A 12,363-nucleotide genomic window follows, 5' to 3' on the forward strand; every position below is an offset into this window, starting at 1 on the left:
TTTTGCCAAATTATAACTGGAGATACCTGCAAAAAATACTATAGGTCCAGATTGTCCAGGGCAGCTTTCAAGTTACCCATATCCGGTACCGTCAGGGTGACACCTTTTCCCATTTTCGTCTTGTCGGGCGACCAGTCGCGCAGATCATATTTCGGCTCACGTCCATTCCAGCTGATTAAATTTAATTCCTTCGTCCATCCCTTTGGTGACTCGGAAAGTACTGCAATGTGTTCGACAATGTCATATTTGATATCGGCCACGTCAATTCCTCCTAAAGTATGGAAACCAGTCAGATCCCTCCGTTGAAACGTAAGAGGAGGCTGCTGTCATTCCGTAACGATTTAAACTTTAATACACCTTATAATTCTGTCCGGTTTGCGCCCCTTCTACACTTTTGACATATGCCCTTGCAACACGAGCAGCCGGTACCGGGTCAAAGCCGGCAAAAAAACCACCAAGTCTGCTCCAGGACTCCTCAACGATATTCGGACTGACACTATTAATCCGAATTCCTCTTGGGATTTCGATAGAGGCTGCTTTCACAAATGCTTTGACACCGCCATTTGCCATTGCAGCTGAGGCACCCATTGGGATAGGGTCATCCATCATCACGCCGGTTGTTAACGTAAAGCTGCCACCGTCATTTACATATTCCTGGCCTAAAAGTACCAAATTGATTTGCCCTTTCAATTTACTTTCGATCCCTTTCTCGTTCAGCTCCGGTGTCAATTCCGGGACAGTCTTGAAATTCGCTCCGCCTGATGCATTGATAACGGCATCCACACGTCCAATTTCTTCATACATGCTGGCAATACTTTCCGGAGAGGTTATATCAACGGAAACATCTGCTCCGTTTCTCCCAGCTCGAAGAACCACATGTTCAGACGCCAATGCTTCCGTAATCTTTTGTCCGATTGTACCGCTTGCCCCAACTAACAGTATACGCACACACATCATCTCCCTTTTTATTCCTTTAAATTTATTACCATGTCATAATGTAATACACACTAAACACTAAAAATATATTTTCCTGCTTCGCTTCGTTTGCTCCCTTTTCGGCGGAACATAACCCCGATCATAAATCCTGCCTTTTGATATACCACACTTCCCTAGAAATATATCCATTTGATCCGTTTCATATGTCTTAAAAGCTTCGATTAAAATTTTCGCAGCAACCCGTGCATCTTCCAATGCATGGTGATGGTCAAATCGAATACCATGATATGAAGCAACTGTATTCAGTTTATGATTTGTGAGGTCCGGCCATACACATCTTGAAATATTTGCTGTACAAAGATAATCCATTTCAGGGTATGTAAAATTAAAGTAATCCAGCGTATGCCGAATGACACTCATATCAAAACTGGCATTATGAGCCACAACCATATGGTTGGACAAATAACTGTCAAGTGTCAGCCACAACTGCGCAAAGGTCGGAGCATCCGACGCATCTTCTGCAGTAATACCATGTACCCGTGTGTTAAACGGGCTGAAATCCATCATTGGATTAATCAGGCTATAGAATTCATCGACAATCTCTTCCCCGTCGACAACGGCAATTCCTACCGCACAAGGACTATTTCGTCTCTCGTTTGCCGTTTCAAAGTCAATCGATACAAATTGCATAACTTCTTCCTCCCCCATTTTCCTGTAGTACGTTTGATAGATCCATATTGATTCACCTTTTGATTTCGGAAAAACTCAAAATCCCCCATTCCGCCTTAGAACGAGTACTTCTGTTTTTCACAGCAGGTCTACCATTTTTTTCTATTCGACGTTATAAAAAAAGGCTGCTGTCAACTTAATAATAATTGACCAGAAGCCTTTCATGAGTATTTTTATGCCTAAGCAACGTTTTTGTTATGTTCCGGATTTTTGATAAAAAAGGCCATAATCAGTCCGACAATAGCTATAAAGCCAACAACAAGAAATGATATGTTAACACCATGGACTGCTCCTTCGAGACCCTGCTCGGGTATTGCACTGTTGGACATAACCGTAACCATCATCGCGGTTCCAACTGCCCCGGAAACCTGTCGCATCGTATTGTTCATGGCCGTTCCATGTGGCATCATTTTATTTGGCAGTTCATTCAGTCCAGCTGTTGTGACAGGCATCATCACCATCGCCACACCAAGCATTCGAAACGCATTGACAGTCGCAATATAGGCAAATGTTGTTTCGGTCGTCATCGTGGTGAACATGAACGTTGTGGCTGACACAATAATCAAACCGATAACGGCAAGCCATTTAGCACCGAACTTATCAAACATTCTTCCAGTTATCGGGTTCATTAGACCCATGACAGCAGCACCCGGAAGCAGTGCCAGACCTGAATCAAATGCTGAAAAACCCAGCATATTCTGCATCAAGATCGGTAATACAGTTGCAGCACCAATCATGGCCATAAACACAACCATTCCGAGAGCAGTTGACAGTGTAAACATTTTATACTTAAATATCCTGAATTCAAGAATTGGCTCTCGAAGCTTTAGCTGTCTAAAGATAAACCATGTTACCGTTACAGCACCTATAACCATCGAAATGATGACATGACTGCTGCCCCAACCTTCGGGATCCGAGCCTGCTAAACTGAAGCCATACAGCAAACCGCCGAAACCAAATGATGACAGGATGATGGACAGAACATCCACTCTTGGGTAAGTCCGTTCCGTCACATTTCTTAATAGAAAGTAAGCAATAATGATATCAACTACAACAATCGGAAAAACGACATAAAATAGACTTCTCCACGGTAAATGTTCAACCAGCCAGCCTGATAACGTTGGACCGATGGCCGGCGCAAAAGCTATAACCAGACCAAACATTCCCATCGCGGACCCGCGTTTCTCCACTGGATAAAGGAGCATCAGAATCGTCTGCATCAACGGCATGATAATACCTGCCCCGGATGCCTGGACAACTCTTCCTACCATTAATATGCCAAAGTTTGGTGCAAAAGCACAAATAACAGTACCTAATCCAAAAAGACCCATTGCCGTGAGAAACAAACCTCTTGTGGTGAAACGCCCAATCAACAATGCTGTCACTGGTATCATGATTCCATTAACAAGCATAAAAATGGATGTCAGCCACTGAGCGGTGCTTTCCGAAAGATCTAGATCACTCATAATGTGGGGAAGCGCCGTTGCCAATAAAGTCTGATTTAAGATTGCTGCAAACGCCCCAGAAATGAGCACAAGCATAAGTGTCGTTCTTTTTGCCTGATTTTTTTGTTGTTGATTTTCCTGACTATCTCCCATTGATGAACCTTCTTTCTATTTGATAAAGCGAAATCCTACCATAAATGCAGGAACTTTTCTTAACACATATTTATTTAGTATAACAGAATGTATTTAGTTATGGAATCATTCTGCACCATCTTTTATAGATTAACTTTAATGTTGCAGCAGAACCGGTTCCGAACTGAATGTCTAGCAGGCCATATTTTGCTCATCTCGGCAGATATTATGAAGAATTGTCACTCCTGCCGCACGTTCAAAAGAGACCGGTTTTTGCAAGAACGGCCATTGTTTCATTTTGACATGACAGCTATACAAAAACATTTATACATGCTCAGCTCAACAGTAATCACAATAACCAATACATCGCCTCAAACATTATAACCAAGGGTGAACCACCAATACCCATGACAATCCATTGAAGGAATGACTGATTATATTCTTCCAGACTCCATGGCAAAACATGCAGATATCCGTTTTCATCCGAGCGCTGAAAACCGGCGGCTATAGCCGAATAAACGTATATCGCTACGACAATGTCAATTTGAAATATAGATCATTGACAAACATGAGAAATGACAAGGTCTTGATTAGCAATGCATTTCCAATCCTTGTGTACAGAACCACCTTATTTTTACTTGAGGACGATTTACTGCTTTCTATTTATTTTTGCACGCCATTGATCGAAGTTTGAATTCTACAGCTCAAGTGCAGATCCCCCACTCATATTATAATAGCTAATCAATGCTTTTGCTTGGAACTTCCATTTCAACAGGATATAATGAAATAAAAAGGTTTGTTAACCATGTGTCTGATCAATTTTCATTTTCAGGATCACCCGAATTACAAATTAATCATCGCCGCCAACCGGGATGAATTTTATAAGCGCCCAACTGCACCTGCCCAATTTTGGAAGGATAGCCCGGACATTTTAGCAGGCAGGGATTTAGTCGGGATGGGCACCTGGCTCGGTATTACGAAAGGTGGTCGTATTGCAGCGTTAACCAACTATCGGGATCCAGCCCAGGAGCAACATAATCAAAAATCCCGAGGTCATATCGTGAGAAACTTTCTGGAAAGTGGCATGGCAGCTGCAGATTTTTTCTCCAGACTGCAAAAAGAAAAAGATCTGTACACCGGATTCAATGTCATTGCCGGGACACCAGAACAACTATTTTATTACAATAACATTCAAAACGTTATATCACTGATTCATCAGGGCACGCACGGATTAAGCAACAAATTCTTGAACACCGCCTGGCCAAAAGTGACAAAAGGGAAAGAAAAACTCGCGGAATATATCAATCAAAACGCAATCATTAAGACAGATCCGCTTTTTGATATCATATCTGATGTGGAAGAAGCACAGGATGCGCATCTGCCTGAAACAGGTGTCGGTTTGGACCTAGAGCGAAAACTGTCACCCATGTTCATCCAGACACCAGATTACGGCACACGCTCCTCAACGGTGCTGCTCGTTGACAGGAATAATCAGGTTACATTCGCGGAACGGACCTATGAAAATGCCACACTTGAAAATGAAAATCGGTTTACGTTTAAAATCGAATAATGATTATTGTGGGGTTTGATTATAGGATCGCGAAGAATATTCATTTAATCAGGGTTTTTCCTAAGTCATCAGCACTTTTTCACATTGTACACGGCATTTCAAAATGTATCGGCAATCTAAGATTTTTTAACTAATGTGCAATCCAGTCCTAATCATCAACAAAAGCGAACAGCACCGCCGCACTGTTCGCTTTTAGTTTTCTTAATCTTTTTTCCGTATTTTCCGGATTTCATCGGCAACAAATTGTACTTGTGTTCCGACAACTACCTGGATATTATGCTTGCCGACAACGTTGACGCCTGGTACACCGGTTGCTTTAATTTTTTCCTGATTCACTTTATCCATATCTTCAACCTCAAGTCTCAGACGAGATACACAATTGTCAACGGTAAGGACGTTTTCATCTCCGCCAAGACCTTCGTAAATTTTTTCCGCCATAACGGCTGTTTCATCTTTCTCGGAAGCCGGCGCATCATCAGCTTTTTCGTCTGCCGTTTCCGTCACTTTCGCTTCATCACCTTGTACGTCTTCGTCACTTTCCCGTCCTGGTGTTTTCAAATTGAATTTAACAATCAGGAAGCGGAACAGGAAGTAGTAAATCACTGCAAAAACAAGCCCCTGCAATATCAGCATGAGTGGTTGATTGGCAATCGGAACACCCAGACTCAAGGTGTAGTCAACCAAACCAGCACTGAAACTGAAACCGGCCGTCCATTCAAACATTGCTGCAACTGCCAGTGATAGTCCTGTCAATGCAGCGTGTACAACATACAGCACAGGTGCCACGAACATAAAGGAGAATTCAAGTGCCTCCGTTACACCAGTGAAAAATGATGCGAAAGCGGCTGCCAGTAACAGGGATGCAGCTTGCTTTTTGCGTTTTGAATTAGCTGTATGATACATCGCAAGTGCCGCTGCAGGCAGACCGAACATCATGATCGGGAAAAAGCCGGCCAAATAGCGTCCGGTAATCCCTTTTTCGCCCTCGCTGGCCCAGAAACTGGCAATATCATCAATCCCGGCCACATCAAACCAGAAAACTGAGTTCAGGGCATGGTGCAGACCCGTTGGAATGAGTAAACGGTTAAAGAAGCCGTATATACCGGCACCAATGGCCTCCAGATTAATGATTGCCTCACCGAATGAAACCAGTGCTGAATAAACAACAGGCCAGACAAAGAATAGAACAGCAGAAACAACCATCATGGATGCTGCACTCATGATCGGCACCAGTCGCTTGCCGCTGAAGAAAGCGAGCGCATCCGGTAATCTTACATGACTGAACCGATTGTACATGATCGACGCTACAATACCGGAAAGAATGCCGATAAACACGTTTTCGATATTTTCAAAAGCTGGATTGACCGCGTTTTCTTCAATACTTTGAAGCCCGGCAACCCCACTGACACTAAGAACAGTGGTTCCAACCAGCCAGGCAACAAGACCGCTTAAACCGGCAGCACCATCCTGCTCCTTTGACATCCCAATAGCGACACCAACCGCAAATAGAATGCCGAGATGACTGAGAATGGCATCACCACCGCTTGTAAGATAATTGCCAATAACACTGCTCTCATTAACATTTAAAATCCAATTCCCAATACCCATCAGAATCGCGGCAGCTGGCAATACTGCAACTGGCAGCATCAAGGAACGACCGAGATTCTGTAAATATTTCATCATTGTGTTTTCCTCCTTCTATCATTTTTGAAAATTTGCTAAGGGACTCGCCTTCATCATCAGAAGCAAACAGTAAATAGGGCAATGTCTGAATTCGTTTACAAAATAAGTCCAACATGCTCATGAACAGGCATGTCCCGTTAATGTGTCCGTAATCGTTCAATATGAAGCGTAATGTACCCGAGTTCTTCCTCTGGCAAGGTAATACCATACGAGGCAGATGCTTCTTCTGCCACCCGTTTCGCACATTGGTACGAAACATCGTATTTCTGTTTAATCATGTCAAACATCTCTTTATCCATGACATGACTGTCATGATACTTTGCCCGCGTTAAGGCAAACTGAAGGTGTGTTACCAGCCGTTCATAAGATATGTCTGCCTCGTCAATCGCAATGTTTAAGTAGTCCCTGATTCGCTGAACCATTGTCTGTACCATTGTTGTCTGCCGGACTGTTTCGTGTATATCACCCCCTTGAACTTTCATCGTGTGAATATACAGCGCAATAAACGCCGCTTCATCTACAGGCATTTTAACTCCAATTTCAGTTTTAAGACGTTCTAGTGCCCACATACCGATTTCAAACTCTTGCTGATAGAGAACTTTAATTTCACGCAGCAAAGCATTTTTCAGCTGGATTCCATTCTGTTCTCGTTCAATAGCAAACGAAATATGATCGGCAAGCTGCACCCGGATATGGTCATTCAGCTCAGTACGAAGCTGTTTTTCAGCATAAGTGATAATTTCTTCGGATAGGGTAAAATGTTCTTCCGGTATTCGCAGTAAAAGCTGCTGCAGTTTCTTATTTTCTTTTAAAACAAATAACTTTTCGATTTTTTTCGCGTTCACTAGGTCATTTTTCTGTTTGTCGAACCCCACCCCCGAACCGATCGCTATTTTTTCTTCCGCTTCATCAACAACAATGACAGCATTATTGTTCAATTTCTTTCTGATCTTCATCAGAAAGCACTCCCTTCACACCGGAAATCATTTATCTGAAGCCGTTATGATCACGGTTTCTCCGGCCTTGCCTTCTTTTTCATTCGTCATCGTATATTGTTTTCCGGTTTCCTGTGCATTCGTAATCACAATTGGTGTCATATCACTTGAGGCATTATCCCGAATATATTCCAGATCAAACGCCATCAGTGGCTGACCCGCAGAAACGTTATCTCCTGTTCTGACAGAAACTGTAAAACCCTTCCCTTCCAAGGAGACAGTTTCAAGCCCAATGTGCACCAGAACTTCAGTACCATCTTTCGCACGCAGTCCAATGGCATGCTTCGTATCTGGAATTTGAACAACTTCTCCATCAACCGGTGAATAAATTTTCCCCTCTGACGGTTTAACGGCAACACCGTCACCCATCATCTTTTGGCTAAAAACCGGATCAGGAACCTCCTCCAGCGAGACAATTTCACCATTAACTGGTGTGTATATCTCTGTTTGGGAATTACCTTTTTTAAATAAATTTTTAAACATGGCATTAAACTCCTTTTCAATGATTTCGATAATTTTAACCAGTGCATGCGTTAGTATGCACCAAACACTGTCAATTAAAAAGGCATGGCGGTACAAAGGAGGTCTGCTTTCTCTCCTTCTCAAATACCACCATGCCTGATCAAGTCAGTAACATGTGACGCAATATTCACGATAACCTATTCTTATCCTATCACGTCATAAACATGAACACAATAATGATTGCTCTGGAAGGTACTCAGACATAAGGCAAACCTCAAACGATTTAAAGGTTTGCATCCATTAATCATGAGGCCAAAGAAATTTGGTTCTTTTTACCTGCATTTTCAGGAATTTTGGCCCGTTTTATGACAAGGATCTTCGGAAATAGAATAAGAAACATATAATAAAAATAGGTTTTATTTTAGGAGGGAGAAATAATGGCAAAAATACATTTGATTCCTTATCAGGTGGATGAAGTGGAAGATACAGCTGCAGAAATTCCCCAAGGTGTTCAAATGATACAAGCTCCGGATGTTTGGGAGCAATCAGACGAAGGCAGTGGCAATGTGATCGCTGTTATTGATACGGGCTGTGATACAAATCACCCTGATTTGGAAGGACAAATCATAGACGGTAAAAATTTCACAAATGATTATAACAGTGACGAGAACAATTACGAGGATAACAATGGACACGGAACACATGTGGCAGGAACGGCCGCAGCTGCTGCAGGAGAAGAAGGGATAGCGGGTGTTGCCCCAAATGCTAAACTGCTGATTGTCAAAGTATTGGACGGTAATGGCAGCGGCGAATACCAATGGATTATTGATGGCATCAACTATGCAACTGACTGGGAAGGCCCAAATGGTGAAAAAGTGAGAGCCATTTCCATGTCCCTCGGCGGACCGGAGGATATTCCGGAATTATACGAAGCTGTTAAGCGGGCGATAGATTCAGGTATCCCGGTTGTTTGTGCTGCCGGTAACCAAGGGGATGATCGGCCTGAGACCGACGAATATGCCTTCCCCGGCGCTTATAATGAAGTTCTTCAGGTCGGTGCTATCAATTTTGACCGGGAAATCGCCCCTTTCAGCAACACGAATAACGAAATTGATGTGGTTGCCCCCGGGGTTGAGATCTTATCAACTTACACCGATCAGAAATATGCGAGATTGTCCGGTACATCAATGGCCACACCACATGTATCAGGGGCACTTGCATTGGTCATAAGTATCGCCGAAGAGCAATTCGACCGGAAACTAACAGAAGCAGAACTGTATGCTCAGCTGGTGAAACGCACTGTTCCATTAGGGTATCCAAAATCAGCTGAAGGGAACGGCCTGATCGCACTCGATATTCTGAATCAATTCGAGCAGTTATTCCAAACATTTAACACCGTCTTTAAATGATAGCTTGATTGGGCAGCGGGATCCTGTTTTAAGGAGACTTTCAGGATGCCACTGCCTTGTAATTGGTCGTCTGATAAGATACGCTCTTGTTAAATAACGTTATATTTGAAAAGTAGCCGAATTAACAGTGTATCCATCCGAATCATACCAAAAACTGACTCGATTGAATTAGAGTGTGACTTGATCGACTTCTAACTAGGCGCCCAAGGTCTATTTGGTGTCATGGTCGCCATTCTTATTCCTTCTAAAATGTTTAAAAATCATTACAGAATGATAATCTGAATCAGATGTGCTTTCCCTTCAAGATGAATTTCCTTCACATCCAATTTAAGTGAAAAGACCACCTCATCTCTGAAATGGCCTTATTTAGGTTTCTATTAAATATCCGAACTACTAATTTCCCACATGACTTCAGCATTTTCTTTCAGCGTAAACGTAGGCTCGTAGTATATTTCATAAAATTCCGACTCAGCTACATCGAATTCCAGCACTGCACTCGCCTTTTTACCCTCCTTCAAATCATGGGAAAACATATTGGCGTCCATATCTTCACCGCCAAAGTATTCGTTGATGGCATTTCCCTCAGCATCATAAGCAGAGAATTCTGTATTATCAACAAATCCGTTATCAGCAGAATCATTATGAAAATTAACTTCCAGTCGTAAAACATTACCATTTTCAGCCGGTGTGAATTCACCTTGCTCTCCCCAGGATACATTCTCAATTGTCACTTCCATACCATCAATTGTAACAGTATCACCTACTCCGTAAACTTTTTCTTTCTCCTCAGAATCCTGTTCCGCATCTCCATCAGATTCACCTGCTGCTTCTTCAGAACTGTTTTTGTCCCCTGATGAAGCGTCTGTACGCTCGCTTTCTGGATTATCATTTTCAACTTCCTGTACCTAGGACTCGCCACAAGCAGTTAATATTAACACAAAAATCACGATTAACAGTAAACTGACAAATTTTTTCATGACAATTTTCCCCCTTTTTCGTATTAAACACTTTTTGATTCTGTTTTAACGGTTGATTGATCTTTTTTGAATATGCCCATCAACCCTGCAATACCAATTAATATAAATGAAATCAGGTAAAACATCGAGATACTGATCAATCCGCCGATAGCCGAAACAATTAAAAGAATACCCCCAACTTTAGCTTTTGATCTGACTACAACGGATCCGACAATGGCCATTCCAGAAAATAAAAATGCTGACCAGCCAAGTCCTGTCAATGTACTGGTCCCCCTCTCACTGAAAGCTGCGTCCACACCTCCTATAAATAAAGCGATGATCGCTGCAAAAAATCCAAGAATACCACCGATTAGACCAAGTACAAATTCCGTCGTACGGTTCATACGCCACACTCCTTATGTTTTTTGTTTCAATAGGAATTGTAGCAGAAGGGGTAGACATAAAAGTGCACACCTTTTAAGTCAAAAATGCCATGATACACAAGCAATACTTGCATAACATGACTTGCAAAATCAGATGATCATGTACCGGATTGCTTTGAGCTAACCCCCCATCACCAGAAGACACGTTTTATCACCACAAATAGTAAGCTGACAGCATGCCACTGCCCATTATCGCAATCAATAAAACAGTCCCCAATATAGCATAATCTTTCATTGTCAAAACACCAGACTGATAAGCAATAATCGTCGTATTTGAATATATCGGTAATATCATTAAACTTCCAATAACGAGAATCGTTAACAATGCAACCGACAAAACCGGCAATCCTAAAGTATGACCAAATGAAATGGCTAATGGCAATATCACCGCAATGGCACCGGTTGGACTTGTGAAAAACATTCTTAATAGCAGAACCATGATCATTAAAAAAAATAAAGCCATTAAGCTTGGATAGGTTGGAGAAATCCAGCCGAATAATACATTTGCCAGCCAGTCCGCCGTTCCAGTTCTTTGAACAATATTTGACAAAGATATCGCTGAGCCGATCAACAAAAATGTCTCCCACTCGAAGTTCCGAAAATCCAGGTCCGAAAATAACCGAATTCCTGGCAGTGATAATATGGTTAGTACCAGGATAGGAGGCAAAATGGTTGGAATGCCAGTGCTGCTCCCCAATAACCAGGCCATTAACATCAGAATGATTAGCATGAATACAATCCGCACTTTTGGGTTATCGGCAGCATATTCAGTATATTGACTATTCATTGAATCCGGCAACTCAAACAACACTTTTTTGCTGCGAGATATTTTACGCAATTCTTCCCGAATGCCAAAATAAAAAAAGGCAAACGTAACGGTGACTACAGTCGCGAGATAAATAGGCGGCATCATATACAAAAACCAGGAGACCCAGGTCATGGAATAACCAGCCTCATCGAGTAGTTCCGATGCCAATATTGGATAACCACCACCTGTTAAAACGATCATGGTTAAAAATTGATTTCCCCCACTAAACAACCAATTACAAAAGCGCCTAAACGAGCTCTGTTCCTGCAAATCATAAAAACGATTTACAGAATCAATCAAAGGATGAAACATTCGAAATCGGGCTACAGCAGATGGCATCAATATAGGCAGTACCATAGCAGCAACAATAAATCCAAACAGCACCTTTATCATATTTCCTGATGAATGACGCAGGATAAAACCGGCGATTATTTTATCCAATCCAACTTTTACCATCACCTTACTGATCATGGAAACGATTAAAACGAAATAAAGAGCCGACGCTATAAAACCGGATATTGCAGATGAAAAGGAATCAGCAAGGTTGAAAATCATCATAACAGCTATGATAAACAATGAGCTGATACCCAATGGAAGAAGGTTTGATGACCATAGAAAAATAGATATGACCAACAGCAGAAGTGTTTTCCACTGTTGATCATCCAAACCGGTAACCGGGGCAGGAGAAAGTAAACCTGTTACAAAAATAATAACGACAAAACATATTTGCAGCCATTTTGTGTTAAGAAGATAATGTCTTTGCGTCCATTCGTCCACACATAATCCACCCTTCAG

At 42.1% G+C, this 12,363-nt stretch carries 11 protein-coding genes and 1 pseudogene; 2 read left to right on the top strand and 10 right to left on the bottom strand.

The features are described from left to right. Positions 1-38: 38 nt before the first annotated feature. From BM195_RS12410 to BM195_RS12425, 4 genes are all read right to left on the bottom strand, one after another. Complete coding sequence (locus tag BM195_RS12410) at positions 39-260, bottom strand: YdbC family protein (protein WP_090238675.1); 222 nt, start codon at positions 258-260, stop codon at positions 39-41. Positions 261-348: 88 nt separating this feature from the next. Continuing rightward, the gene (locus tag BM195_RS12415; RefSeq protein ID WP_090238679.1) at positions 349-948 is read right to left on the bottom strand and encodes a short chain dehydrogenase; all 600 of its coding nucleotides are present in this window, start codon (positions 946-948) and stop codon (positions 349-351) included. 66 nt (positions 949-1,014) lie between these two features. Further along, a complete protein-coding gene (locus BM195_RS12420; RefSeq protein ID WP_090238682.1) occupies positions 1,015-1,626 on the bottom strand; it encodes a 3'-5' exonuclease in 612 nt (203 codons plus the stop codon). Positions 1,627-1,844: 218 nt separating this feature from the next. Continuing rightward, on the bottom strand, positions 1,845-3,263 hold the full coding sequence (locus tag BM195_RS12425) for an MDR family MFS transporter (protein WP_090238685.1): 1,419 nt from the start codon (positions 3,261-3,263) through the stop codon (positions 1,845-1,847). Positions 3,264-4,047: 784 nt separating this feature from the next. Here BM195_RS12425 and BM195_RS12430 point away from each other — a divergent pair. After that, a complete protein-coding gene (locus tag BM195_RS12430; RefSeq protein ID WP_090238688.1) occupies positions 4,048-4,812 on the top strand; it encodes an NRDE family protein in 765 nt (254 codons plus the stop codon). 201 nt (positions 4,813-5,013) lie between these two features. On the opposite strand, the gene nagE is transcribed toward BM195_RS12430, so the two are convergent. The 3 genes from nagE to BM195_RS12445 form a co-directional block, all read right to left on the bottom strand. After that, positions 5,014-6,495 carry an N-acetylglucosamine-specific PTS transporter subunit IIBC gene (gene nagE / locus BM195_RS12435; protein ID WP_090238692.1) on the bottom strand — a complete coding sequence of 494 codons (1,482 nt, stop codon included), beginning with the start codon at positions 6,493-6,495 and terminating at the stop codon, positions 5,014-5,016. Positions 6,496-6,632: 137 nt separating this feature from the next. After that, positions 6,633-7,451, bottom strand: coding sequence for a PRD domain-containing protein (locus BM195_RS12440; RefSeq protein ID WP_090238695.1), 819 nt, complete (start codon positions 7,449-7,451; stop codon positions 6,633-6,635). A 27-nt stretch (positions 7,452-7,478) separates the two neighbouring features. Beyond that, the gene (locus BM195_RS12445; RefSeq protein WP_090239013.1) at positions 7,479-7,973 is read right to left on the bottom strand and encodes a PTS sugar transporter subunit IIA; all 495 of its coding nucleotides are present in this window, start codon (positions 7,971-7,973) and stop codon (positions 7,479-7,481) included. A gap of 416 nt (positions 7,974-8,389) precedes the next feature. Between BM195_RS12445 and BM195_RS12450 the strand changes: the two genes are divergently transcribed. Beyond that, entirely contained in the window at positions 8,390-9,361 is a 972-nt protein-coding gene (locus BM195_RS12450; RefSeq protein WP_090238698.1) for a S8 family peptidase, read from the top strand. 377 nt (positions 9,362-9,738) lie between these two features. Here BM195_RS12450 and BM195_RS12455 read toward each other — a convergent pair. From BM195_RS12455 to BM195_RS12465, 3 genes and pseudogenes are all read right to left on the bottom strand, one after another. Continuing rightward, positions 9,739-10,119 (bottom strand): annotated as a pseudogene (locus tag BM195_RS12455) (DUF4352 domain-containing protein); the annotation flags it as partial. 242 nt (positions 10,120-10,361) lie between these two features. After that, on the bottom strand, positions 10,362-10,721 hold the full coding sequence (locus BM195_RS12460; RefSeq protein WP_090238704.1) for a DUF4064 domain-containing protein: 360 nt from the start codon (positions 10,719-10,721) through the stop codon (positions 10,362-10,364). Positions 10,722-10,911: 190 nt separating this feature from the next. After that, the gene (locus tag BM195_RS12465) at positions 10,912-12,345 is read right to left on the bottom strand and encodes an SLC13 family permease (RefSeq protein WP_170848251.1); all 1,434 of its coding nucleotides are present in this window, start codon (positions 12,343-12,345) and stop codon (positions 10,912-10,914) included. Positions 12,346-12,363: the final 18 nt, after the last annotated feature.

This window comes from Lentibacillus halodurans (assembly GCF_900112045.1).
In the GTDB taxonomy this organism is placed as follows: domain Bacteria; phylum Bacillota; class Bacilli; order Bacillales; family Amphibacillaceae; genus Lentibacillus; species Lentibacillus halodurans.

What these genes read in the sequence shown, in the direction of transcription:
- BM195_RS12420 (WP_090238682.1), bottom strand. Translation starts at nt 1,626, where the DNA reads ATGCAATTTGTATCGATTGACTTTGAAACGGCAAACGAGAGACGAAAT.
- BM195_RS12425 (WP_090238685.1), bottom strand. Translation starts at nt 3,263, where the DNA reads ATGGGAGATAGTCAGGAAAATCAACAACAAAAAAATCAGGCAAAAAGA.
- BM195_RS12430 (WP_090238688.1), top strand. Translation starts at nt 4,048, where the DNA reads ATGTGTCTGATCAATTTTCATTTTCAGGATCACCCGAATTACAAATTA.
- nagE (WP_090238692.1), bottom strand. Translation starts at nt 6,495, where the DNA reads ATGATGAAATATTTACAGAATCTCGGTCGTTCCTTGATGCTGCCAGTT.
- BM195_RS12440 (WP_090238695.1), bottom strand. Translation starts at nt 7,451, where the DNA reads ATGAAGATCAGAAAGAAATTGAACAATAATGCTGTCATTGTTGTTGAT.
- BM195_RS12445 (WP_090239013.1), bottom strand. Translation starts at nt 7,973, where the DNA reads ATGTTTAAAAATTTATTTAAAAAAGGTAATTCCCAAACAGAGATATAC.
- BM195_RS12450 (WP_090238698.1), top strand. Translation starts at nt 8,390, where the DNA reads ATGGCAAAAATACATTTGATTCCTTATCAGGTGGATGAAGTGGAAGAT.
- BM195_RS12460 (WP_090238704.1), bottom strand. Translation starts at nt 10,721, where the DNA reads ATGAACCGTACGACGGAATTTGTACTTGGTCTAATCGGTGGTATTCTT.